Origin of the sequence: Algoriphagus ratkowskyi (assembly GCF_002150505.1) — a bacterium.
GTDB lineage: Bacteria > Bacteroidota > Bacteroidia > Cytophagales > Cyclobacteriaceae > Algoriphagus > Algoriphagus ratkowskyi.
In genome coordinates this window covers 321,285-345,858 of sequence record NZ_MSSV01000001.1, presented here as the reverse complement: position 1 = coordinate 345,858, position 24,574 = coordinate 321,285, and the positions used below count along the sequence as shown (strand labels likewise).

The 24,574-nt window shown below is 40.2% G+C and carries 19 protein-coding genes; 8 read left to right on the top strand and 11 right to left on the bottom strand.

Translation table 11 applies throughout. The features are described from left to right. Positions 1-36 precede the first annotated feature (36 nt). Positions 37-1,233: a glycine C-acetyltransferase gene (gene kbl / locus BVH02_RS01435; RefSeq protein WP_086498014.1), complete on the bottom strand. Its 1,197-nt coding sequence runs from the start codon at positions 1,231-1,233 to the stop codon at positions 37-39. Positions 1,234-1,389: 156 nt separating this feature from the next. Between kbl and BVH02_RS01430 the strand changes: the two genes are divergently transcribed. The 5 genes from BVH02_RS01430 (at position 1,390) to BVH02_RS01410 (ending at position 9,367) form a co-directional block, all read left to right on the top strand. Further along, positions 1,390-2,337, top strand: coding sequence for an NAD-dependent epimerase/dehydratase family protein (locus BVH02_RS01430; RefSeq protein WP_086498262.1), 948 nt, complete (start codon positions 1,390-1,392; stop codon positions 2,335-2,337). A 470-nt stretch (positions 2,338-2,807) separates the two neighbouring features. Continuing rightward, entirely contained in the window at positions 2,808-5,546 is a 2,739-nt protein-coding gene (locus BVH02_RS01425) for a DUF1553 domain-containing protein (RefSeq protein ID WP_086498012.1), read from the top strand. Positions 5,547-5,607: 61 nt separating this feature from the next. Continuing rightward, positions 5,608-7,113, top strand: a complete 1,506-nt coding sequence (locus tag BVH02_RS01420) for a DUF1501 domain-containing protein (protein ID WP_086498010.1) — start codon at positions 5,608-5,610, stop codon at positions 7,111-7,113. A 6-nt stretch (positions 7,114-7,119) separates the two neighbouring features. Further along, entirely contained in the window at positions 7,120-7,992 is an 873-nt protein-coding gene (locus BVH02_RS01415; RefSeq protein WP_086498008.1) for a sugar phosphate isomerase/epimerase family protein, read from the top strand. Continuing rightward, positions 7,985-9,367, top strand: a complete 1,383-nt coding sequence (locus BVH02_RS01410) for a c-type cytochrome domain-containing protein (RefSeq protein ID WP_086498006.1) — start codon at positions 7,985-7,987, stop codon at positions 9,365-9,367. Before BVH02_RS01415 ends, BVH02_RS01410 begins: the two co-directional genes overlap by 8 nt. 228 nt (positions 9,368-9,595) lie before the next feature. Here the strand turns inward: BVH02_RS01410 and BVH02_RS01405 are convergent, their stop codons facing one another. The 4 genes from BVH02_RS01405 to guaA all read right to left on the bottom strand — a co-directional run bounded on the left by BVH02_RS01405 (position 9,596) and on the right by guaA (position 15,100). Next, positions 9,596-9,949, bottom strand: coding sequence for a Spx/MgsR family RNA polymerase-binding regulatory protein (locus tag BVH02_RS01405; RefSeq protein ID WP_086498004.1), 354 nt, complete (start codon positions 9,947-9,949; stop codon positions 9,596-9,598). A gap of 336 nt (positions 9,950-10,285) precedes the next feature. Further along, a complete protein-coding gene (gene hemL, locus BVH02_RS01400; RefSeq protein ID WP_086498002.1) occupies positions 10,286-11,581 on the bottom strand; it encodes a glutamate-1-semialdehyde 2,1-aminomutase in 1,296 nt (431 codons plus the stop codon). 2 nt (positions 11,582-11,583) lie between these two features. Beyond that, on the bottom strand, positions 11,584-13,233 hold the full coding sequence (locus BVH02_RS01395) for an ABC transporter substrate-binding protein (protein ID WP_086498000.1): 1,650 nt from the start codon (positions 13,231-13,233) through the stop codon (positions 11,584-11,586). A gap of 337 nt (positions 13,234-13,570) precedes the next feature. Further along, positions 13,571-15,100: a glutamine-hydrolyzing GMP synthase gene (gene guaA / locus BVH02_RS01390; RefSeq protein ID WP_086497998.1), complete on the bottom strand. Its 1,530-nt coding sequence runs from the start codon at positions 15,098-15,100 to the stop codon at positions 13,571-13,573. Between the two features lie 396 nt (positions 15,101-15,496). On the opposite strand from guaA, the gene BVH02_RS01385 reads away from it, so the two are divergent. Both BVH02_RS01385 and BVH02_RS01380 read left to right on the top strand, forming a co-directional pair. Further along, positions 15,497-16,102, top strand: a complete 606-nt coding sequence (locus BVH02_RS01385; RefSeq protein ID WP_086497995.1) for a hypothetical protein — start codon at positions 15,497-15,499, stop codon at positions 16,100-16,102. A 51-nt stretch (positions 16,103-16,153) separates the two neighbouring features. Further along, positions 16,154-17,863, top strand: coding sequence for a M28 family peptidase (locus BVH02_RS01380; RefSeq protein WP_223271769.1), 1,710 nt, complete (start codon positions 16,154-16,156; stop codon positions 17,861-17,863). Between the two features lie 134 nt (positions 17,864-17,997). Here the strand turns inward: BVH02_RS01380 and BVH02_RS01375 are convergent, their stop codons facing one another. From BVH02_RS01375 to BVH02_RS01360, 5 genes are all read right to left on the bottom strand, one after another. Beyond that, on the bottom strand, positions 17,998-18,999 hold the full coding sequence (locus tag BVH02_RS01375; RefSeq protein ID WP_086497993.1) for a phosphotriesterase family protein: 1,002 nt from the start codon (positions 18,997-18,999) through the stop codon (positions 17,998-18,000). Between the two features lie 242 nt (positions 19,000-19,241). Beyond that, a complete protein-coding gene (locus BVH02_RS01370) occupies positions 19,242-19,922 on the bottom strand; it encodes an SDR family NAD(P)-dependent oxidoreductase (protein WP_086497991.1) in 681 nt (226 codons plus the stop codon). A gap of 57 nt (positions 19,923-19,979) precedes the next feature. Next, the gene (locus BVH02_RS21350) at positions 19,980-20,120 is read right to left on the bottom strand and encodes a hypothetical protein (protein WP_158093843.1); all 141 of its coding nucleotides are present in this window, start codon (positions 20,118-20,120) and stop codon (positions 19,980-19,982) included. Positions 20,121-20,585: 465 nt separating this feature from the next. Further along, a complete protein-coding gene (gene folE, locus BVH02_RS01365) occupies positions 20,586-21,290 on the bottom strand; it encodes a GTP cyclohydrolase I FolE (protein WP_086497988.1) in 705 nt (234 codons plus the stop codon). Continuing rightward, positions 21,250-21,660 (bottom strand): 6-pyruvoyl trahydropterin synthase family protein, encoded by a 411-nt coding sequence (locus BVH02_RS01360; RefSeq protein ID WP_086497986.1) that lies wholly within the window; start codon positions 21,658-21,660, stop codon positions 21,250-21,252. Before BVH02_RS01360 ends, folE begins: the two co-directional genes overlap by 41 nt. 296 nt (positions 21,661-21,956) lie before the next feature. Here BVH02_RS01360 and BVH02_RS01355 point away from each other — a divergent pair, with 296 nt between their 5' ends. Further along, on the top strand, positions 21,957-22,646 hold the full coding sequence (locus BVH02_RS01355; protein WP_086497983.1) for a murein L,D-transpeptidase catalytic domain family protein: 690 nt from the start codon (positions 21,957-21,959) through the stop codon (positions 22,644-22,646). On the opposite strand, the gene BVH02_RS01350 is transcribed toward BVH02_RS01355, so the two are convergent. Continuing rightward, complete coding sequence (locus tag BVH02_RS01350; RefSeq protein ID WP_086497980.1) at positions 22,626-24,281, bottom strand: L,D-transpeptidase family protein; 1,656 nt, start codon at positions 24,279-24,281, stop codon at positions 22,626-22,628. The genes BVH02_RS01355 and BVH02_RS01350 overlap by 21 nt on opposite strands. Between the last annotated feature and the right edge of the window lie 293 nt (positions 24,282-24,574).

Below are 24,574 nucleotides of genomic sequence, written 5' to 3'. Positions count from 1 at the left end.
AGAAATAGCTTCATTACTTAAAAATTAATTTACTTCTCAATCAATCACCCCCAACTCTTTTCCAACTTCAGTGAAAGCAGCAATTGCTTGATCCAAATGTGCACGATCATGACCAGCTGATATCTGTACCCGAATTCTTGCTTGTCCTTTTGGTACCACTGGGAAGTAGAAACCAATCACATAAATACCTTTCTCCAAAACTTTCTCAGCCATTTTCTGAGATAGCACAGCATCATAAAGCATTATCGGAACAATCGGGTGCTCTCCAGGCTTGATGTCAAATCCAGCTGCAGTAATCTTCTCACGGAAATACTTGGTATTCTCTTCCAGCTTATCTCTCAATTCTGTCGTCTCAGACAACAAATCAAAAACTGCTATTGAAGCACCAGTGATCGAAGGAGCCAAGGTATTAGAGAATAAATAGGGTCTAGACCGCTGACGAAGCAATTCTACTATCTCTTTTCTACCTGAAGTAAATCCTCCAGAAGCACCACCTAATGCTTTACCTAGCGTACCCGTGATGATATCAATCTTACCCATCACATTGCAATGCTCGTGAACACCACGTCCAGTTTTACCCATGAAACCAGTAGAATGACACTCATCTGTCATCACTAATGCTTCGTATTTTTCAGCTAGTTCTACAATTTTGTCCAATTGTGCAATGGTGCCATCCATTGAGAAAACACCATCAGTCACAATAATTTTCTGCTTTGCTCCTTTAGCAATTGCGTCTTTCAACTGAGTTTCCAAATCCTCCATATTATTATGCTCGTATCGGAAACGCATGGCTTTGCAAAGCCGAACACCATCGATAATGGATGCATGGTTTAAAGCATCAGAGATAATCGCATCTTCGGCTCCTAAAAGAGGCTCAAACACTCCCCCATTTGCATCAAAAGCTGCAGCATAAAGTATCGTGTCTTCAGTGCCTAAATATTCTGAAATCTTCCTTTCCAATTCCTTGTGAATATCCTGAGTACCGCAAATAAATCGTACAGATGACATTCCAAAACCATGAGAATCAATCGCTGACTTAGCTGCTTCTATCACTCTTGGGTGCGAGGAAAGTCCTAAGTAATTGTTTGCACAGAAGTTCAATACCTTCTGACCACCTGCAATCGTGATTTGTGCTGCTTGAGGAGAAGTAATGACGCGTTCCTTTTTGAAAAGCCCGGCTTCTTCTATTCCTTTTAGTTCCTCTTGTAATTTGGATTTGAATTGATCGTACATGATAGCTAGTTGATTAAATATTTTTCAAAAACGTCTGATTCTACTGGTCAAAAATTCCACTCAGAGCGTACTTTTTTTTGTACTTTTGCGACTGCAAACCCAAATATAAACAAAAACCTAGAGCTCTTCTTTAGGTTCTATTTGAAAGAAATATCCATGGAAAAAATCCTAGTAATAGGCGCTGCAGGGCAGTTAGGCTCAGAACTCACTAAGTCACTGGCAGATCAGTATGGCGCAGAGCAAGTAATTGCAACAGATCTAAATGAATCTGCTCGATCTAAATTTGATTTTTGCCGATTTGAAGTTCTTAATGTAATGGATAAGGATGGATTGAGAAATCTGGTCAAAAACGAAAATATCACACAGATCTATCATTTGGCGGCAGTTCTTTCTGCAGTAGGTGAGAAAAAACCCCTTTTCGCTTGGGAGCTCAACATGGATAGTTTGATTCATGTCCTAGAACTCGCCAAAGAGTTCAAGCTAAACAAAGTTTATTGGCCGTCATCTATCGCCGTTTTTGGACCAAATACTCCTAAAATCAATACGCCACAGTATTGTGTGAAAGAGCCGAATACTGTTTATGGTATTTCGAAACAAGCTGGAGAAAGATGGTGTGAATACTATTTTCAGAAATTCAATGTAGACGTTCGAAGCCTACGTTATCCAGGATTGATCGGATACAAATCACTTCCAGGCGGTGGTACGACTGATTACGCGGTTGATATTTATCACAAAGCTTTGGCTGGTGAGAAGTTCGACTGCTTCCTTCGTGAGGACACTTCTTTGCCGATGATGTACATGCCAGATGCAATTAAGGCGACTTTAGACATAATGAATGCTCCACGCGAAATTGTTAAAATACGCTCAAGCTACAATCTTGCGGCGATGAATTTCACTCCCGAGGAAATTTATCAGTGCATACTTACACACATTCCAGATTTCAAAATCGAATACAATCCTGATTTCCGTCAGGCTATTGCTGACAGCTGGCCAGATAGTATCGATGATACATGCGCACGAGAAGATTGGGGATGGAAACACGATTATGATCTTGCCCGAATGACCAAAGATATTTTGGAAAATCTTCCAAACTTCAAATTCTAATTTCAATACCCTGCTCTCTCAAGTGGGGTATTTTTTTTAAAGTATATTTCACCACGGTGTGCACAGAGGAAAACACAGACCGTAGTTCAGGACTATCCCTCTTCTCCAGAAGCAGGACCTACACGCTCTCATTCATCGCTTTTTTACTACTTATTTTAATGTGAAAGCGGCAATTATTTATCTTAAACCTTTAGAGTCATTCGGAAGGCACTCCAGAATTGGATCAACTCCTCCTTGACTTTTAGATAGAATCTGGAAACGAGATTTTGACAAAGGGGGCAAGGGGAATTTTATAACCGATTATTATTACTTATCGCGAAACCATCCAAAATTACATCTTCTATTTATCTAAGTTGCCCAGACCAGAATTTCAGAATATTAGCAAATCCTAATACAATTTTACCTTAATGATATAAGTGGTTTTCGTAGTAATTCAGAATTCTTTACTTTTCAGGATCATTCACTAGCCCATGAATAATCTTAAAATAGCCGGCTTTCTTACCCTTGCTTTCGTCATAGCGATTCTCGGGTTTTTGATATTTGGTTCAGAAAAGGAAGTAGACTACAGCACGCAGATCAAACCTATACTTAATAAACACTGCATTACCTGTCACGGTGGAGTCAAAAAAAACGGTGGCTTCTCAGTGCTTTTTGAAGAGGAAGCATTTGCGATTACTGAATCTGGTCACGCGGCAATTATCCCTGGAGATCCAAATGGAAGTGAATTAATCAAGCGACTGACAGCTTCAGATCCTGAATTGAGAATGCCTTATGAAAAAGAGCCGCTTTCGAAGGATGAAATAGATTTACTAAAAACTTGGATTAAGCAGGGAGCTAAATGGGGTAAGCATTGGGCATATCAAACCGTACAGAAACCAAAAGAAATTGAAGGAAAACTTACTGCTGGAATATCTCCTGAAGGTAATGTGACTGCCTCTAATTCTATAGATTTTTTTGTTTCTCAAAAGCTAGAAGAACAAGAACTTGAATTTTCACCAGAGGAAAATTATCTAAAATTAATTCGTAGAGCTTCACTCGACATCACGGGCTTGCCTCCTACTCAAAAAATTACAGAAGCTTATTCTTCAAAAAAGATTAGCTACGAAGAAGCAGTGGACCAGATGCTGGCTGCATCTACCTACGGCGAGAAGTGGGCAACTTGGTGGCTAGACATGGCAAGATATGCAGATACCAAGGGCTACGAACGAGATGTGAACCGGACCATGTGGCCGTATAGGGATTGGGTAATTCGGGCCTTCAACAAAGATATGCCTTACGATGAATTTACAATTGAGCAGCTAGCCGGAGATTTATTACCTAATCCTACACAAGATCAGCTCACTGCTACCGCATTTCATCGCAATACCATGAACAACGATGAAGGTGGTACACAAGATGAAGAATTCCGAGTGGCTGCGGTATTGGATAGAGTAAGTACTACTTATGAAGTATGGCAAAGTACCACCATGGCCTGTGTGCAATGTCATAGCCATACTTATGATCCGATTAGACATGAAGAATTTTATCAGTCTGCAGCATTTTTCAATAATTCCCGTGATGAAGATACGCACGACGAGGAACCTAGACTTCGTTTTTTTTCCCCAGATGAAAAGACGGAAATAGCATCTATCACCAAATGGGTAAAGGAAAACGAAGGAGAAAATGCAGCTAAAGCCAGGGAAGATTTTCTGACATATTTGGAACCCAAATATCCTTCTCACTCAGCGGTGGACTTTGTGAACGCTACTCTGCTAGACAGCAAATGGCTAGGAATTGAGGGTAATGGCTCAGCTTATTTAAGAAATATAAATACACAAGGCTCAGACCAACTCTTGATGGAGTATTCAGCCGGACTTGATGGAAGTAAGATGACGATCCGAAATGGAGGACCTGAAGGTGAACTTCTTGCATCATTTCCAATCAATTCTACTGGGCAAATCATCCGTCCTATCCCATTTAAAGAAATAAAAGGAACAGTTGATCTGTATTTAGAAATAGAAAATCCAAATGCCAAACCTGACCAAACTGCTGCTAGGTTTATTTGGTTTGCCTTTGTGCCGAAACTAGAAGGGGAAAATAAAAGTGGTTATGCAGCAATTCAAAAAAGCTGGGAAGCAAAGTTGAATTTCAGAGGAACAAAGCTTCCTATCTTGATAGAAAATCCGGACTACATGACCAGAGAAACTCGTGTTTTCGAACGTGGCAATTGGATGATTTTAGGTGACAAAGTCCAACCGGGAACTCCAAAAGAACTAAATCCTTGGAAAGAGGAATGGCCAAATAACCGACTTGGTTTTGCTTACTGGCTAACAGATAAGGAAAATCCGCTGACCTCCAGAACACTTGTCAATCGTGTCTGGGATCAACTTATGGGAAGAGGAATAGTGAGTACTTTGGAAGATATGGGTACTCAATCTGATCCACCATCCCATCCAGAATTACTTGACTATTTGGCTTGGAAAACGATGAATGAATACGATTGGAGCATAAAAAGCCTTATTCGAGAAATCGTCACATCCAAAACTTACAAGCAATCTTCAGTGATATCAACAGAGCTTTTTACCAAAGACCCACAAAATAAATACTATGCTCGGGGACCACGATTTAGGTTGAGTGCCGAGCAGGTTAGAGATCAAGCATTGGCGGTAGCTGGCTTATTGAGTGATAAAATGTACGGTCCAGGTGTAATGCCTGCACAACCAGACGGGATTTGGCAGACGGTCTATAATGGTGGAACTTGGACAGAAAGCACAGGCGAAGACGCGCACCGTCGGGGAGTTTACACATTCCTAAAGAGAACTAGTCCTTACCCATCATTTTTGTCCTTTGATGCAGGTAGCCGCGAGATATGTCTGAGTAGAAGACTAGTAACTAATACTCCATTACAGGCTCTAGTGACATTAAACGATCCAGTATATCTCGAAGCTGCATATTTCCTTTCCGAAGACATGCTAGCTCATGGTGATTCCAATCCTGAAAAAGCAATCAGCTATGGCTACCAAAAATTGATTTTAGCTCCGATCTCTAAGCCTAAACTAGCAGCTCTAGAAAAACTTCATACTGAGGCTTCTGCACAGTATAAAAAAAATCCTGCTGAACTCAACTCTTTTTTCGGATGGAAGGACAGAACCATAACTGCAGAGCAAGCTTCGATGACCGTAGTGGCCAACGCCATGTTGAATTTGGATGAGTTTTTAACCAAACCCTGACATGAAATCAAGCAATATAAATAGTACCTATTAGCATGATTGAAGATAAAACAACCTGCACATGAAAAGTTTAGACAAAATGCTCGTCGAGTTTGCACAGCAAAAGCTGGCAACTCAAACAAGAAGACATTTCCTAATGGACTGTGTATCTAAAGTTGGTGGACTTGCGATGGCTCCTTTAATGTTTGGTTGCGATACTGGGTCATCTGCCGCATCCAAAGGTTTAAACTTGAGTCAGCGCGATCTCAACCCACTTGCACCCTTACCACCGCCTTTCGGAGCTAAAGCTAAGTCGATCATTTACCTCCACATGGCCGGCGCTCCCTCACAATTGGAGCTTTTTGACTTCAAACCAGAGCTAATAAAATACCATAATAAGCCTTGTCCTGATTCGCTTTTGGAAGGAAGAAAATTTGCTTTCATCCAAGGAACTCCCAACATTCTAGGTCCTCAGGCAAACTTCTCTCAACATGGAGAATCAGGCGCTTGGATATCAGATTATCTTCCACATTTCTCAAAACTCGCTGACGAAGTCTCTTTTTTGAAAGCTGTGCATACGGATCAATTCAATCATGGTCCAGCTCAGCTTTTCATGCAAACTGGCAGTGCAAGATTGGGAAGACCAAGTTTGGGAAGCTGGGTGACCTATGGATTAGGAACAGAAAATCAGAATCTACCTGGCTTCGTCGTGCTTACTTCTGGAGGAAAAACTCCAGATGCAGGAAAAAGTGTTTGGGGATCTGGATTTCTGCCTTCCGTGTATCAAGGCGTACAATGTAGATCCAAAGGTGATCCGGTTTTGTACTTGGATGACCCTGAAGGCATGAGCAGAAATCTCAAAAGAAATGTCATTGACGCGATCAACACCGTAAATCAGGAGGAATTCAATGCCTATGGCGATCCCGAGATTCTTTCTAGAATCAATCAGTATGAGATGGCATATAGAATGCAAATCGAAGTGCCTGAGGTGATGAATATTAACGATGAACCTGAATCAATTCATGAATTGTATGGTACGCAGCCTGGTGCAGAATCCTTTGCAAATAACTGCCTTTTGGCTAGAAAAATGGTGGAGAAAGGAGTACGATTCGTACAACTTTACGACTGGGGCTGGGACACTCATGGTACAGATCATGACGGCTCAATCGATATGGGTCTTCGAAACAAATGCCGTGAGATTGATAGACCGATCTCAGCATTATTGCTTGATTTGAAGAGAAGAGGAATGCTAGAAGACACACTCGTGGTCTGGGGAGGCGAATTTGGCAGAACTCCTATGCAAGAAAACCGCGACGGCAAAACCCAAGGATTTTTGGGCAGAGACCATCACGTAGATGCGTTCACGATGTGGATGGCTGGTGGCGGTATCAAGCCAGGTTTGACCTATGGCCGAACTGATGATTTCGGCTTTTCAGGAATTGAGGATAAAGTATCTGTCCATGACATCCATGCGACGATTTTACACCTGATGGGTTTTGATCATGAAAAATTCACCTATGATTTCCAAGGCCGACCTTTCCGATTGACGGATGTGGAAGGTGAGTTAATTAACAAAATACTAGCGTAACCCTCCATGCTTTCTCGGATCACCCATCTTGCCTTTCTATTCTTATTCTTATTTTCACCAGTTTTTGCGCAACAAAAACTCGAATTTTTCCAAACGGACTGGGGAAATAAATTAGCTATAAATGACTTTCTAGAGCGTACTAAAAACGATGGGTATGACGGAATAGAAACTTGGTTTCCATATGACGTGGATGCTCAAAAAAAGTTAAAAGCGGGTTTAGCTAAATATGATCTAAAAGTGATTTTTCTTGTCGGAACAAATAAAGGGCTTACATACGAAGAGGCGCTCAACCTTTATGAGGAAAACTTACAACAAATAATCGCTTGGAAGCCGGTTAAAATTAATTCCCATACAGGATCCGATTACTGGACATTGGAAGAGAATAAGGCATTCATAGATATAGCCAACAAAGCTAGTAAGGCATCGGGAATTCCCATCGTTCATGAAACACACCGTGGCCGCTTTTCATATACAGTCCCACTTACCCTTGAGATGATCAATCAAGCCCCTGACTTACGCCTGAATCTTGACATCAGTCATTGGATGGTTGTTCATGAGCGTGTGATAGGATTGAATGATGCTTTGCTACAGCAAATCCTTCCGCGCATAGATCACATTCATGCAAGAGTAGGCTTCGCACAAGGCCCACAAGTGAATAACCCTACAGCTCCTGAATGGCAATCCACACTTACTACTCACTTGGATATTTGGGAGCATATAATTCAGAATTCGAGTCATAAAGTTTTCACGATCACCACTGAATTTGGACCTCCACCCTATCTACCTACCGTTCCATTTTCCAATGTGCCCATTGCTGATCAGTGGGAAGCCAATGTTTTTATCATGAAAGCCATAAAAGAACGCTTCGCAAATGATTAATTTTATTCTACCATTATTCGGGAGATTTCACCCTGTCTTGGTCCACTTGCCTATTGGATTTCTGGTTTTTGGAGTGATTTTGATTTTTTTGTTTGGGAAAAAGTATGAAACCTATTCACAAATTATACAATTAGCTTTTTTGCTTGGTGGAATATCTGCCCTGTTAGCAAGCCTCAGTGGTTTTCTGCACTACCAAAATGAAGGATATACCTGGGATACTGTTAAGTTTCACTTGATTCTAGGAATTCTCACCACGCTCCTTTCTTGTGGATTATGGTACCACTTGAAAAAAGCAGTTTTAACTCCTGTACATTTACGAATCAAAGGCGCGGTTCTCCTGACGATAATTATGCTGACCGGACATCTGGGCGGAAATATCACGCATGGAGAAGGTTACTTTACGGAAGTTTTACCTCCAGAATTGCAATCTTTATTGGGTGTTGAATTTAGCAATACCGAGCCACTCGAACTTCCCTATGAGAACTGGGAAGAAATTGAATTCTATACTGGAGCAATCCAGCCAATTCTGGATCAGAACTGCATAAGCTGTCACAATCCTAAAAAGCTGAAGGGTGAATTAGATCTGAGTTCCTTCAAAGCAATTCAAAAAGGGGGCGAAGAAGGCAAAATTTTAGTGGCTAAAAACTTTGAAGAGAGCGCACTGTTCACACGATTGGTATTACCAGAAGATCATGAAGATCACATGCCTCCGAAGGATAAACGTCAGCCTAGAAAGGAAGAAATAGCGTTGATTAAAGCTTGGATTGAAACTGGTGCTTCTGATAAAGCAAAACTCGGTGAATCGAAAATTACCGAGCGCTTGATCGAGCCATTTTTTAAAAAGAATGAGAAGCCATTTTATCCAACAGTTGAAATCTCTATGCTTCCGCTCGATTCCATTGCAAAGCTTCGAGACCATGGTTTTTTTGCAGAAGTAATTAAAGAAGGCTCTCCATTTCTATCTATCAGCTGTGTGAATTTTCCAGAGTTTTCAGATTCAGATTGGTATTTACTTCAAGCTGCAAAGGACCAAATTGTTTACTTAGATTTCACTGAAACAGAGATAACGGATGCAATTGTAGAGAAAATAGCTATGCTTCCGAATTTGACAGTCTTAAAGTTGAGTAAGACTGCTGTTTCTGGTGCAGGCTTCGAAAAGTTAGTAAGTAACAAAAACTTGAAACTTCTTTATATCAATGACACCAAGGTCGGTTTTGAAAAGCTAGGAGCACTTGATGGGCATCCAACGTTAGAGAAAATATTCGCTTTTAACACATCAGCAGCTGATTCGGGTAACTATTCTCAGTTTAGCTTTCACTTAGAAACAGGGAATCTCAATTTGCCACCTTTGGCTACGGATACGATTGTGTACTAGTTTATTTCTCGGCTATATCTCGCGGCGGCGCAACGTTTGAAATACTCTCCTGGATCAATCTGTACTTGATATTTGAAACTACTATGCTTTATTAATGGATTATAAATCCTTCAAGTTACAAATCTCGAATAGTCCTACCCAAACAGCAACAATAAAACGTTGCGCCGCCGCGCCTCCCGATAGCTATCGGGAGCGAGAGACTTTATTACCACATCTTTGCATGAGACTTTATTTCAAATGCCCCGCAATCACGTCCTCATCAAAGCCCAGACTCAAACTCCCATCCTTATAAACAATGACAGGACGCTTAATCATACTTGAGTTTTCTTCCAAAATTGGAATAGCTGTCTCCTCATTTTCTAAGGCTGACTTCTGCACATCTGTCATCTTTCGATAAGTCGTTCCTTTCCTATTAACTAGTGAGCTTAATTCAGTTTTTTTCAAAAATCCTTCTAAAAGTGCTGCGTCTGGCTTTTGCTTTTTGTAGTCGATAAAATCATATTCCACTTCTTTTTCCGCCAGGAAATCGAAGGTCTTCTTCATCGTATTGCAATTCTTTATTCCGTAAACTTTGATGGACATGAGGTGTATTTTTAAATATTTTATTAAGACCCGCTTTTCTACTAGTAAAGAGAGAAAAGATTATGCGGTCTGGTTAACACTTTACTTTAGGCCACTTCGGTCTCCCGTCTCCGGTCTTCCAACCTTTAAATTAACGCGATAATGTAACTGACTCAAATAAGAATAATTACAAAATATGTATATCCGCTTTTCTATCAGTAAGACGTCAAAAGCAATGTAAGATATGTTAAACTTAAGAATTGAGGCCACTTCGGTCTTCGGTCATCGGTCTTCCAACCTGATAAGCAAAGAATCTAAGGTGACTGGCATCATTGCGGATAATCATATTACAAAAAGCTATAATCCCATAATCTCCACCATTGCTTCCTTATGAGCAACTAAAATCTGATCGATCAAGTCATCCTTTAAGGCAGTAGAAAGAAACAAACTCTCGAACTGTGATGGAGCCAAATAAACTCCACGCTTCAACATAGCCTGGAAGTATTTTCCAAATAACGCTGTGTCCGCAGTCTTAGCAGAATAGAAGTCAAACACTGGTTGATCAGTGAAAAACAAAGAATACATGCTACCGATGTGGTTTACTGTGTATTTTAAGCCTAATTCCTGATTAATATTTTTTATCCCTTCTGTCAGCTTCGATCCGATATGCTCTAATTCTGCATAGACGTCAGGATTCTCATTTAAATAATTGAGCATCGTCAAGCCAGCTGCCATGGCAATTGGATTACCCGAAAGTGTTCCAGCTTGATAAACAGGCCCAGCAGGAGACACAAACTCCATCAACTCTCTCTTTCCTCCATAAGCTCCCACCGGCATACCTCCACCTATAATTTTGCCTAACGTACACATATCTGGAGTCACTCCGAAAACTTCCTGAGCGCCACCTTTTGCCAAGCGGAAACCTGTCATCACTTCATCAAAAATCAGGATAATCCCTTCTCTGGTGCAGATATCCCGTAAACCTTGTAGATAACCTTCCTTCGGAAGACAAAGTCCCATATTCCCTGGAACTGGCTCCAAAATCAAGGCTGCGATCTCTCTTGGATTTGCAGCTACTAATGCTTCTACAGCTTCCAGATTATTGTAAGGAGCGATCAAGGTATCCTTCGCTGTGCCTTTGGTCACTCCAGGAGAATCGGGATCACCCATAGTCATCGCACCAGAACCGGCAGCAATCAAAAATGAATCACCATGTCCATGGTAATGCCCTTCCATTTTAATGAACTTATCTCTTCCCGTAAAACCTCTTGCTACACGGATCGCAGACATAGTCGCTTCCGTGCCAGAATTCACCATTCGTACTTTCTCAATGGAAGGAACCATACTTACGATCAACTCTGCTATCTCAACTTCACGCGCAGTCGGTGCTCCGAATGATGTGCCATCCTCCATTGCATTAATCACTGCAGCCTTCACCTTCGGGTGATTGTGACCTAGGAGCATCGGCCCCCAGCTATTGATCAGTTCTATAAATTTGTTCCCATCCTCATCGTACAAGAATGCGCCGTCAGCTTTCTTGATAAAAAGTGGCTCTCCGCCAACTGCACGGAATGCACGAACCGGTGAGTTCACTCCGCCTGGAATGGAATTTTGAGCGCTTGCAAAAAGCGCCTTACTCTTAGAAATATTCATGATTAATCTAATGGTTTCAATTCCCCTGCTTCTAATGTGAACAGAGGTACATATTGATTATTGTGAGTGCCTTGGAAGTTGAATCCCCAAGTTAATTTACCTGCTTGATATGCGTTCTGATCAAGATTTCTTCTCAAATCAAAACCTTTTGAATCTGACATATTGGAAGAAACCCAGTTTATGAGTTCAGCTCCAAGTGCAGTATTCAAACTTGGATAGATAAGATTTTTAGAATAAAACCTATTTCGAAATTGCTGCATTGACTCTCCATAGAAATTCAATGAATTATTACCTATAAAATAGAAGTTAGAAGATTTTAGCATTTCATAGTTGGCAAAGTTAAACCCCAACCAAGAGTCCATAACTAAAATTGGAATAGAAGCAGAAATTGACTCCATTAGAGAATACGCTGGTTGAGCAATAGATGGGTCATCTGAAAGCAAGATAACCTGATCTACGGTGGACCTTGACTGACCGCTTCTGATCCCTAATCCTTGTAAAAAGGTACTCGTATTTCTTGGAGTGATTTGCTCAAACTTCAATAATTGAAATCCTGCCTTTCCTAATTGATCTTGCAGCATTTTAGCAAGCATCTCGTCTCTGGAACTTGCACTATATCCTATCGCTACTTTCTTACCCCAGTTTTGCTTTTTTAATCCTTCCACAATTCCCGAAGCGATAGAACTGGCAGCAGGTCGAAACAAATAACTGTAGTTTAATTCCTCAAATCTATCTCCCAAATTAGATAGTGGATGAACGAATGGAATCCGGGCTGTTTCAGCGAAGCTACTCACCAAATCAGTTTCTTCAGGATAAATAGGACCTATTATAATATCAGCGGAAGCAATAGCAGGATCTGCTAATAGCTTTTGTAAATGCAACACATCACGTTTAGAATCAAAAGTCAGCATATTGACTTTGGTTCCATTGATCTCCAATTGCTCCACACCGTATTTCAAACCTTGGTATAATTCAAATACAAAGTCATTTTGTGGAATGCTCGACAAATTAGTTCGGGAAGAATTGGTGAATGGCAAAATCACCACTATATCCAAAATCTGATCCTTCACTCCTTTTCTCGTCTCATTCGCTTTGCCTTGCAATTCATAGTAGGCATTTCGTTCAGCAGCAGAAAGGATGGTCTGACTTTCCAATACATCCTTCAGTGCCTCTCCATATCCTTTATTATCTTTGAATTCTGAAAGATTAGCAATCATAAAACTGACACTAACTTTCTTTAAATTTTCATAGGTGGCATTTTCAGCCATCTTCATTACCCCATCATCTTTGATCTTATTGATTATCTGAAGAGCTTGTATATTCTGTTGATTTTTGAAATAAGCTATTGCCAAAAGATATTTAGCATCGTCTGATTTCGCCCAGTTTCCACCCACTATTGGTTTCAAAGCCGCAACTGCCTGAGCAGGCTGATTAGCACCAAGTAATGCTTCACCCAAATGAAATGCAGCATAATTCGCTAAATTCCCATACTCTTTCGAATCAGTGAATTGCTTGAAAAGCGGGATAGCATCCCAATAGTTTTTGGCTTCTAACTCTGACTGAGCCTTGCGATAAGCATCCGGTGTTGGAGTTTGAGCAATTGCTAAACTCAAGATGAAAAATACCGGTATTACTAAAAGAGATTTTTTCATTTTATAGTCGGAATCATATATTAAACAAGGTGTGCAAATTTAACCCATTATTTTCAAACCCAAAGTTCAGGCCGAAAAGCCTTATGAAGGAATATGATTATCTTAATAGATATCAATATCCTCATTTTCCTTATTTTCTTAGACCGAAGACAGAAGACGCCTGCCCGTCCGTAGGCGGGGGAGACAGAAGTAGCCTCAGTGCTTTATTCACATTAATTCTTAAGATCTATACTGCTCTATAAAAAAAGCAAAACCCGAAGAATAGTCTTCGGGTTTTTGAATATTTACCGGTGAAAGGTTTACAACACCTTCGAGGTTTTGTAAACCTCAAAGGAGGTTATTCCCACTCGATAGTAGCAGGTGGCTTTGATGAGATATCGTATACAACGCGATTGACCCCCTTTACTTTATTGATTATTTCGTTGGAAATCTTACCTAGAAACTCATAAGGCAGGTGAATCCAGTCAGCAGTCATGCCATCTACAGAACCTACAGCTCTCAAAGCAACAACTTTCTCATAGGTACGCTCGTCTCCCATTACGCCTACAGACTGAATTGGAAGCAACATTGCGCCAGCTTGCCAAACCTGATCGTAAAGACCATGATCTTTTAGTCCTTGGATAAAAATATAATCAACTTCCTGAAGTGTCTTCACCTTGTCGGCAGTCACATCTCCCAAAATACGAATGCCAAGCCCCGGACCCGGGAATGGATGACGCCCAATAATTTTCTCTACAATTTCCAAAGCTCTACCTACTTCTCTTACTTCATCTTTGAAAAGTGTGTTCAATGGCTCCACCACTGAGAGCTTCATAAAGTCCGGCAATCCACCCACATTGTGGTGAGATTTGATCGTAGCAGATGGGCCTTTTACAGAAATAGACTCGATCACATCTGGGTAAATCGTACCCTGACCAAGCCATTTTACGCCTTCCAATTTATTTGATTCCTCATCGAAAACTTCGATGAATGCATTTCCAATTGCCTTTCTTTTTGCTTCAGGGTCGGTGACACCAGCCAATGCATCATAGAATTTCTGCTTAGCATCTACACCAATCACATTCAATCCCATGTGCTTGTACGAATCAAGTACTTCTTCGAATTCATTTTTGCGAAGCAAACCATTATCAACAAATACGCAGATCAAATTCTCTCCTATCGCACGATGGATCAAAGTCGCAGCTACAGAAGAATCAACTCCTCCAGATAAACCCATTACGACTTTATCCGAACCGATTTTCGCTTTCAAATCTGCAATGCTCGCATCGATGAACACATCAGAAGTCCAATCCTGAGCACAACCACAGATTCCTACCACGAAATTTCTAAGAAGATTTTTGCCTTCTGAAGAGTGTGTTACTTCTGGGTGAAACTGGATCCCGTAAGTTTCTTCGTTCTGAATTTTGAATGCAGCCACACGAACAGATTCAGTGCTGGCAATCACATCGAAGTTATCCGGCAGATTCTTGATAGTATCGCCATGAGACATCCACACCTGAGAACCATGAGTCATTTCTCTGAGTAAATCGTAGTGGTTATCTAGATGACTCAGATTTGCACGACCATATTCTCTGATCTCTGATGGAGCTACTTCTCCACCATATTTTTGAGCCAAAAGTTGAGAGCCATAGCAAACACCCAAAAGTGGAAGTTTACCTCTCAAAGCGTCCAAATCCAGATCAGGAGAACCTGCATCTCGCACTGAGCATGGAGAACCTGAAAGGATTACTCCTTTTATATCGGAGGTAATCTCTGGAACTTTATTATAAGGGTGGATTTCGCAATAAACGTTCAGTTCTCTAACTCGTCGGGCGATGAGTTGTGTGTACTGGGAACCGAAGTCGAGGATCAAGATTTGTTCTGCCATGCGCAAAGGTAATCAGGGCAGGCAAACTGAGGAAATGATCTGTGAAATTTTACAGAATAATGTTTGGTAGCCCTGAGCGAAGTCGAAGGGTTGGAGAATTAGGGTTGAATGTTGTAAGGACAGAAAGAGTTGAAAGGTTGGAAGGTGGTAATGTTGGAAAGTGGTTCCAGTTCATACCGTAATAAGGTTGCTTAGACTTTTACTGTTTTTGAATTGAGTAATTGTAATTATTTGAAATCCGTAGTGGATTGAAAAATAGAATCACATCATTTAACAACCACCAATGTATTGACCAATAGTATTTTAACAAACTTTTAGTTAAATAAACTAAAGATACTTTAGTATTACAAAAGATTAGTAGTAATTCGATAAATCAACTTTTAAAACCTTTAAAAAATGAAAGCACATCGACTACTTCTGATCCTTCTATTTTGCAGTTTGCTACCATTAGCTACTCATGCACAGGTAAAGCCTAACTTACAATACACCGTAGGATTCGGCTCTTCAATTGACGGAATGAATGATCTTTATGGGCTCAATTTCACCAATGAGCTAAATGTGAGGCTTGGCAAAAGAACCTCTTTCAATGCTGGTCTCTCCTTCTATCAATCGCTGGGCAGTTACAATGAGAAAACATTGCCTGAGTATTCAAATGGAAAGAATAATGAACAGTCCTCTGGTATTTTTATTACCCCATCGTTCAAATACGACATCATACAACGCCCTTCTGGTTTCAACTTGGCTTTTTCAGCTGGACCTTCACTTCAGCTTGGAGGAGAAACTTTCATACGCTCCGATTTTATTTCAGAAGCACCTTCTACAAGTTATTATGTAAACAAGTATCAACGTATCGGCTTATTCATGGAATTAGAAGCTGAGTGGAATTCTAAGAATCCTAATCGAAAAAATGCAGTGAGCCTTTCTGCATTCGGAGCGGACAATTCCATACCATGGTACCTCAATGCTACGTATAAAATGAGATTTAAAGTCGGTAAGAAATAATCATAATCAGCTAACTTGCGGCCTTAAAGCGATTGAATTCAAGACTACTACATGATTATAAAACCAACTATTTCCCTGTATTTACTACTTCTAAGCATAAGTTCCTTTGCTCAAAACGCTCCTCTTCAGAAAGTTACCGATCCTTATTTTAAGCTCGTAAGACCAGAATTTAAGGGTGATTTAGCTTATGAAACGGTAGCTTTTGTGGAGCAATACTGGAGAATCGCGGGAAATACTGGTTTTAATAATACCGTATATCGAATCGCTGAGAAACTGGAAGCTGCGGGTTATGTCCTCGAAGAGAAAGCTAGCGACTCGGATAGATTCACCTATAGAATCGAAACTCGGGAGATGCGTCAACCTACTTGGGAGCCAATTTCCGCTTCCTTGAAAATCGTCGGCGCCACTGAAAACTTACTTTCATCGGAGACCAACCGAAATATGATTTATCAGTATTCCTCCTCCACTCCGGCGGATGGGGTTACTGGAGAAGTGATTTATGTGGAGAGCAAGGAAGCGCTTTCTGCTATAGATGTGAAAGGGAAAATCCTCTTTTCGGATCAGGTTAGTTACAGGACTTTACAATCATCCGTTTCAGACAAAGGCGCTTTGGGCGTGTTGACCTATGATTTGCCTGCGTATTTGCAACCTGAGAAAAATACTACCTCCATTCAGTTTAGAGGTTTGAGACACGATGCTAAGAATCCAGCTTGGGCGATTGCACTTTCTTTCGAAGCCAAAGAAAAACTGAAAGCTGAGCTAGCAAAAGGCAAGGTAGAAGTAACAGTGAAGGCAGAAACTAAGATCTATGAATCCGAGGAACTCACTGTAGTAGCGAATGTAAAAGGATCTGACTTGCCTCTGGAAAGCTTAGTTTTCTCAGCTCACATCCAAGAGCCTGGCGCAAATGATAACGCTACTGGAGTGGGCACTCAATTGGAAATGGCGAGCATCACATCAGATTTGATAAAAAAAGGAAAGCTTGACCTGAAGCGCACCTTGACTTTCCTTTGGGGAGATGAGATTATTTCTACGAAAAGGTACATAGAAGAAAAAGATAAGCGTAAAGCCGAAATCAACTGGGGAATTTCCTTGGATATGGTGGGTGAAAATACTGACGTCACAGGTGGAACTTTCCTAATCGAAAAGATGCCTGATCCAAGTGCAATCTGGACTCGTGGAGAAGACAAACACAGCGAATGGGGCGGTCGACCATTGAAAGTGGAAGATATGAAGCCTCATTATTTGAATGACTTTATCCTGACCAACTTCGAAGCTCAAGGCGAGTATGCTGACTGGGTGGTGAAAACCAATCCTTTTGAAGGTGGCTCCGATCACACACCATTCCTTCAAGCAGATATTCCTGGATTACTACTTTGGCATTTTACCGATCAGTTCTACCACACGGACAATGATCGCCTGGATAAAGTTTCTCAAAAAACAATGGTCAATGTAGGAACAGCGGCTTTAGTTTCTGCTTTTACTTTATTGAATGCAGATACGAAAACGGTAGATCAATTGATAGCTATGATTGCAGCAAAAGCTCACATACGATTGCTGACAGAAGTTCAGCTTAGCAAAAAAGTTATTGCAGACGGTGGATCAACCAAAGATGAGCAATTGATCCTAGACACGTGGGCTGATTATTATGTGAAGACTATGAATTCGATACAGGACTTGGTTCCTGCTGATGATGAAAAAACATTGAGGAGAATAGTACTGGCCAAAGAAGCTATCAAGGCTCAAGTGCCCCAGCTTTAATAAAATCTCGCTCCCGATAGCTATCGGGAGGCGCAACGGGGGAGCGATTGTTATTTGATGGGTTCAAACTGAAAATCGAATATACACCTTCCCATACTTGAATTTGATTATTGAAAATTGAACTTGATCATTGCTCATTGCTCATTTCCAAAAGCTCTTTTAGGATTCTTTTCTAAAAACATTTCCCAATCTGCTTCATCAAATCCCTTCGCATTCAATGCTAGCATCAGCTTTTCGAAAATATTGGTAAAGGGCTGAAAATCTCCACCATCGGGTTTGGCTGGATCGTACCAACCTGCATCGTGGGAAATCAGCACTTGACCTAAGAAACCATTTTCTTTGGCGAAGAGTAAGCGAGCTACATATTCATCCACGCTCCAACCAATTCCATCCAAGCTTATCCAAACGCCAAGTTTAGCAGCTTCGAAGTAATTCTGAAAATCCTCTTCAGCTTGCGCATGCACCCAAACAAAAGCTGAAGCATCAATTCCCATTTCCTGCAAAATTTTAATCTCCTGCTTTGCTGTAGTCCAAGTGCCCGTGTGAGAAGCTATTTGCAAACCTGTTTCCCGATGAGTGAAACCAGCAGCTTTAACCAATTTTGCATCTATTTCCCGAAGTGGTTTTTCTTCATTTACAGAGATCTTGATGAATCCAGGTTTGATTCCTGTAGCTCCGATTCCATTTTCAAATTCATCTATCCAGCGATTTGCCAGTTCTTCAGCAGTTTCCGTAAAAGCAAAATCCGGCAGATACTTACCTCCTACTTCACCGTAAAAACCAGTGTTTGTGACGAGATGAATTCCCGACTGCTCACTGAGTTTTCTGAGCAGAACTGGGTCTTTTGCCAAATAGGAAGGAGTACAATCAAAAATCGTTTTTACCCCATATTTCTTCACTTCAAGTAAATAAGGCAGGACTTTGGCAATCACCTCTTCCTGATTATATCGTTCAGACGATACTGAATCTGCTCCTATAAAGTCCACCAACATATGCTCATGAATCAGTGTGATCCCCATGGAAGCTATAGGAATTGGGCCAGTGACGGTATTGATGTAGGTGGTTTGAGACTCAGGATTTGAGCAGGAAAAACCTAAGAGCAAAAAGCTTAACCCAAGAAATAGAATATGCTTCATCTATAAAACTAAGCAACTGCTCCAGATAAAATCAACTGAATTTCAATTGATTTAATTCTTATTATATGAAAACCCGCTTTTCTATCAGTGGTACCACAAAAGCATTATAGACATAGGATATGACTAACTTTTAGGCCGCTTCGGTCACCTGTCTTCCCCGCCTGCAGCTCGGGCAGTGGTCTTCTTTCCGATTGAGCAAAGAAATTATGGGTGCTGACCTCATTGAGGATAATCTTGATTTCCTACTTCAGAGAAGACATTCCACCATCCACATGAAGGATCTGGCCTGTGACCCAAGATGATTTATCATCCAAAAGAAACAAAGTCGCCTCAGCAATATCCTGTGGTGTACCTATGCGACCAAGTGGATGTCTTTTGTCAGATGCAGCTCGCTTTTCGTCGGTGCTCAACAACTGCTGTGCTAGCGGTGTGTCCGTCAATGATGGAGCAATGGCATTAACTCTGATGTGATTTGGTGCCCATTCTGCAGCCAAGGATCTAACCAATCCCTCCACAGCTCCTTTTGCGGATGCTATTCCAGCATGAAATCCCATTCCTGTTTGCACCGCAACAGTACTATAAAGAACCACCGAAGGAGCTTCTGACTTTTTTAGATTTTTCAAACAGGCTTGAAGTGTTCTTACCGCGCCAAAAAAATTAACATCCATCTCAGCCTTAAAATCCTCCAGCGATATTCTATGGAATGGTTTGAGGTTGATAGAACCTGGACAGTAAACTAAGCCATCAATTACCTCAGGCAAATCCTGCAATTCTGAAGCTTCATCTGTGACGTCAAATTGATAATTCCCCTCTCCACTTCTGGAATAGAGAAACAAATTTGCTCCGTTGTTTTCTGCAAGTTCAGCCACAGCTTTTCCAATCCCTGAATTCCCTCCGATGATTACAATATTCTTTCCTTTCATGTGGTTAAATGCTTTTAGGTTAAAGCATTTTGAGAGGGGGATTGTTTGAAATTTCTCTTATTTCAACTCATAAAAATAAACTACCTGTATGTCCTTTTCCACTGCAAAATCACTTTTGCTCACGTCTATTTTGTCATATTCCCTAACGCCCCAGTGAGTGTCATCACTCACTTGATCAGTATCGACAAGAATACTCACATCGGCACCCAGTTACTAGTAAAAACCGTTCATTTACCTCTATTACCAAACAATAAGGATAGTTCACAATCACCTGATCGATTTGTACCTACCGCCAAGTCGCAAAGTTCGCTGAGTTTTTCGCAAAGGAATAAAATAGAGCTAACCTTTCCCTTCGACGAATTTCTTAATTTAAATACCTGAAAACAGTTTATTTTAGGTCAGCAAAAGAAATGGTCTTACGCATATCAAACCTTTACGGGAGATATCCCCAATTTTAAAAATTAAATATATCACCAATTGGGGATATACAAAAGTTGGCAAACACCTTCTAAATTCCCCTAAACAAGCCCTCCTTCTTAGATAAATAACACAACAAACCCCGCGCTCCTCCGCGTTTTCTTCTCGCTCTTCGCGGTTTAAAAAAAGCATAAAAAAAACCGAGCATCACAGCCCGGTTTCAATGTTGGTTTAGTAATTCAAAATTTATCTCTCTAAGCTGATATACTTAAGAAACTCATTTCGAGTTTGCTCGTCTTTCTCAAACTTACCTCCGTAGAACGAGGTTAGCGTAGAACTTGTTGTGTCCTTCACACCTCTAGAACTAACACACATGTGATCTGCATCCATGATTACAGCCACATCATCCGTTCCCAGCGCTTCTATCAGCTCATTACCGATCTGCATAGTCAAGCGCTCCTGAACTTGTGGACGCTGAGAAAAATACTGCACGATACGATTGATCTTTGACAATCCGATCACAGAACCATTTGAGATATAGGCAACATGTGCCTTGCCATAAATTGGTACAAAATGATGCTCACAGTGTGAAAAGAACGTGATATTTTTCTCCACGAGCATTTCACTGTATTTATATTTATTTTCAAAAAGTTTTGCAACAGGCTTATTCTTAGGATTTAATCCACTAAAAACTTCCTTAACATACATCTTTGCTACACGATGTGGAGTGCCCTTTAGACTATCATCAGTGAGATCCAGTCCCATAACATGCATGATCTCTCTAAAGTGCTTTTCGATCAATTCAATTTTTAGCTCGTCATCCATTTCGAAAGCATCCTCTCTCAGAGGTGTCTCAAGGGAAGTTCCTACGTGTTCATCTCCTATATCTTCTGAAGATGCTCTAGCGATATTAATTCCCATCGTATTCAACAAAGTTTCTTTCTGTTTCATAAAGTCGAATAGTTAACTCGAGTTTGCGATCAATTTTTTCCCTTAAAATATTCCAAATAACCACTGCAATGTTTTCAGCGGTTGGGTTAAGTTCTTTGAATTCATCGGTATCAAGATTTAAATTTTTATGATCTAATTTACTCAATATATGCTCCTTTATTAAATCAGAGAGCAATTTCATATCGTATACATAGCCAGTTCGAGTGTCAGTTTCCCCACGAAGCTTCACTATTAATTCATAGTTGTGCCCATGAAAATGGGGATTATTACACTTGCCAAAAGCTGCTTGATTCTTCTCGTCAGACCACTCCGCGTTATGAAGACGATGCGCCGCATTAAAATGTTCTTTTCTAAAAACTGATACTTTCATGAGTTGGTGAAACAGCAGTTTTTCAACTTTTGTTTGAATTATTTTAGTAATAAACTGTTATAGAACTACAAGCCAACTGAATTTCAGTGGAATAATTTTCGGAAAATAAAATTACAGAATAATCTATTGGTTTTAAAATCACCAAAACTGCCTGTGTTATCAAGAACCAAAAATGCCAATAGGAAGGTTCCCAGCAAAATTTCACATCTTTTATGAGCAAATTTATAAGAGACTGACTAGATGTTCGTTTGACTTAATGGATTACATATTAAATTTGCAAAATCACCCAAATGCTTATGCTCTATCAGACTATTACGATTACCCTCCTATTATCAATAGGAATTTTCCCAAGTCCAGAAATTAAAGAATCCACAACCACCGAAATCATTTCCATCGATCCAATTTCAACTATCTACGAGGGATTACAGGGAAATAGTGATGAGCTGCCTTCCAAAGAAGTTTTCATGATGGCAGCACAAGGTTGGAGTAAAATGAAAGATAAGCTTAAAACAAAGGTTTTGACTGTCATAGATTTCAGCCTTCCTTCTACCGCCAAGCGCATGTGGATTATAGATCCTGTATCCGGAGTGATTTTACTGAATTCAGTAGTTTCCCATGGTAGAAATTCAGGAGATTTAATGGCGAATAATTTTTCTAATATTCCCGAATCCTTTAAAAGTAGTCTAGGTTTTTACAAAACTGCTGAAACTTACTCTGGCAAACACGGCTATTCCCTGAGATTAGATGGTTTGGAAAAGGGCTTTAACGATCAAGCAAGAAACCGTGCTATAGTAATTCACGGAGCAGATTATGCCCGTGAAGAATTTGCCGAATCAGTTGGAAGATTAGGCCGGAGTCTTGGTTGTCCAGCTTTGCCAAGCGAGCTATCAGCAAAAGCAATTGATCTGATTAAAGATGGTTCTCTACTTTTCATTTTCGGAAAAGATGAAAATTACATCAACAAATCAAGCCTGATCAAGGCCTGATTTGTTGATGCGCAAAGCTTTTAGAAGTGCCGCATCTCGATTATAAACATCAGATCTGAAATTAGCTTTACCATTTTTATCTGCCCAAAAAGTCATATATAGTATCATTACAGGGATATCTCTATCAAGTTTCACCACTTCTTCCTTATCCTGATGCATAGCATCTTGTATTTTTTCATCATCCCAATCTGAGTTATCCAATAAGATTTTTGCAAACTGATCTGGATTCTGAATTCGGATACAACCGTGACTTAAAGCCCTTGTTTCTTTCTCAAAAAGACTTCTAGCAGGCGTATCGTGGATATAAATATTATATTCATTGGGAAACATAAATTTCACCAATCCTAAGGAATTGTCTCCTCCTGGCTTCTGACGAACTCTATATCCTTGATCCTTGGACAGATTTACATTGGAAGCTTTCACAACTTCTCCAGATCCATTGACCACTTCCATATTTTTCTGAGAAAGGTAATTTGAGTTTTTCTTTATTGATGGGATAATTTCCTCGTTCGTAATTGACTCCGGAATATTCCAATACGGGCTAAATACGATGTAGCTCATAGGTGCAGTAAATGCTGGTGACTCATTGTATTCTTTTCCTACGATCACCTTAGCACTAAACGCTGTGTCCGACTTCTGCATATAGTCCAACTGATAATTGGCAACATTCACAAGCACCATTTCTTGATCCCAGTCTATTGCAGGCATCCAACGTAATCTTTCCATATTGATAGATGCGATATCAATTAGATTTTGTGGCGAATTATTTAATGACTCAGCAACCAAAGCTCCGATCACACCATCTGGATTCATACCATTCGATGCTTGATAATTCTGAAGTCCTGTAAACATGGTAGAGTCAAAAAGTAAAGGATCTTCCGTATCATAAGGCTTTAAAACATCCCAAAATATTAATCGTTTTCTCAATGCAGGAATAGCAGAATGTTTCTCTCCAACTTTGATAGCTCCTTCCACCGCAGCAAACTCCCATGTAAGTGTATCATTTTCCTGAATTCGATAGAGCTCCTTAATAGCGTCTCTACCATGAGCATATAAATCTGAACTTGGATACAAGCTTGCAAAAGCCTTCTCTACTGAACTTCCATTTGCTACATTTTCCAATAGATTTGTATAATTCACATCAGTCTCTTTCTCTTCAAATTTCCAATTCGCATCCAAGTTGGAAGGGTTTACTTTACCCTTCTCTAAATCATGAGCTAGGCTGAAAAAGCTGTCGCTTAAAAGAAGCTCTAGTGTAACTTTTTCCTCAGCAGAGAGGTTTCTGAATTTCTTATTCTCTTTTTCCTGATTTGAAGAAAATTCATAAATCTTGGCCAGATTATAATCTTCTGGCTGCAAACCATCAAATTTTGAATTTTCAATTTGTGCCAACATTTCCTTTCCAGTTTTGGAAAGCGATCCGTTAAAATGCCAAACTTCCATGTACTCTCTATCGGCATAGAAACTTTGAATCTCATCTGAAAATTTAGAGTTGGCTAGAACACTAATTTTCTCTCCACTTAGAGCTGCTTGAAGTTCATCTGTCAAATCAGACCTGCGTTGGTTTAAAAACCAAATAAGTCCTACTGCTAGAAGTAAAACTGCAGAAATTGAAATTATTATCTTATTGTTCATAAAGGAGTATTGTGATGCATGCACTCACTCAAACTTCGTACGCTTAATTTTCTACTTGCAGAAAATTTGTCCACTCCAATACATTCTTCTTATAATCAATAAGTTGAAATAATATGATTTCCAAAAGTCGTAAAACGATCAATTTTCAATGAGTCTTGAATTGCCCAATTTGGGGCACAGGCTTTAATCTAAATCCTGTTCGTATAGCATGAAATACTACAGTTTTTTCGGCACCGTTGGTGTGATATGAACTGATATAAATTATCCTTTTTAACCGCAAAAAAACAAAGATG

Excerpts from the sequence above, each read along its gene's own strand:
- BVH02_RS01430 (WP_086498262.1), top strand. The coding sequence starts at position 1,390 with ATGGAAAAAATCCTAGTAATAGGCGCTGCAGGGCAGTTAGGCTCAGAA.
- BVH02_RS01385 (WP_086497995.1), top strand. The coding sequence starts at position 15,497 with ATGAAAGCACATCGACTACTTCTGATCCTTCTATTTTGCAGTTTGCTA.
- BVH02_RS01355 (WP_086497983.1), top strand. The coding sequence starts at position 21,957 with ATGCTCTATCAGACTATTACGATTACCCTCCTATTATCAATAGGAATT.
- BVH02_RS01360 (WP_086497986.1), bottom strand. The coding sequence starts at position 21,660 with ATGAAAGTATCAGTTTTTAGAAAAGAACATTTTAATGCGGCGCATCGT.
- BVH02_RS01425 (WP_086498012.1), top strand. The coding sequence starts at position 2,808 with ATGAATAATCTTAAAATAGCCGGCTTTCTTACCCTTGCTTTCGTCATA.
- guaA (WP_086497998.1), bottom strand. The coding sequence starts at position 15,100 with ATGGCAGAACAAATCTTGATCCTCGACTTCGGTTCCCAGTACACACAA.
- hemL (WP_086498002.1), bottom strand. The coding sequence starts at position 11,581 with ATGAATATTTCTAAGAGTAAGGCGCTTTTTGCAAGCGCTCAAAATTCC.
- BVH02_RS01380 (WP_223271769.1), top strand. The coding sequence starts at position 16,154 with ATGATTATAAAACCAACTATTTCCCTGTATTTACTACTTCTAAGCATA.
- BVH02_RS01410 (WP_086498006.1), top strand. The coding sequence starts at position 7,985 with ATGATTAATTTTATTCTACCATTATTCGGGAGATTTCACCCTGTCTTG.
- BVH02_RS01375 (WP_086497993.1), bottom strand. The coding sequence starts at position 18,999 with ATGAAGCATATTCTATTTCTTGGGTTAAGCTTTTTGCTCTTAGGTTTT.
- BVH02_RS01415 (WP_086498008.1), top strand. The coding sequence starts at position 7,120 with ATGCTTTCTCGGATCACCCATCTTGCCTTTCTATTCTTATTCTTATTT.
- BVH02_RS01370 (WP_086497991.1), bottom strand. The coding sequence starts at position 19,922 with ATGAAAGGAAAGAATATTGTAATCATCGGAGGGAATTCAGGGATTGGA.
- folE (WP_086497988.1), bottom strand. The coding sequence starts at position 21,290 with ATGAAACAGAAAGAAACTTTGTTGAATACGATGGGAATTAATATCGCT.
- BVH02_RS01420 (WP_086498010.1), top strand. The coding sequence starts at position 5,608 with ATGAAAAGTTTAGACAAAATGCTCGTCGAGTTTGCACAGCAAAAGCTG.
- BVH02_RS01405 (WP_086498004.1), bottom strand. The coding sequence starts at position 9,949 with ATGTCCATCAAAGTTTACGGAATAAAGAATTGCAATACGATGAAGAAG.
- kbl (WP_086498014.1), bottom strand. The coding sequence starts at position 1,233 with ATGTACGATCAATTCAAATCCAAATTACAAGAGGAACTAAAAGGAATA.
- BVH02_RS01395 (WP_086498000.1), bottom strand. The coding sequence starts at position 13,233 with ATGAAAAAATCTCTTTTAGTAATACCGGTATTTTTCATCTTGAGTTTA.
- BVH02_RS01350 (WP_086497980.1), bottom strand. The coding sequence starts at position 24,281 with ATGAACAATAAGATAATAATTTCAATTTCTGCAGTTTTACTTCTAGCA.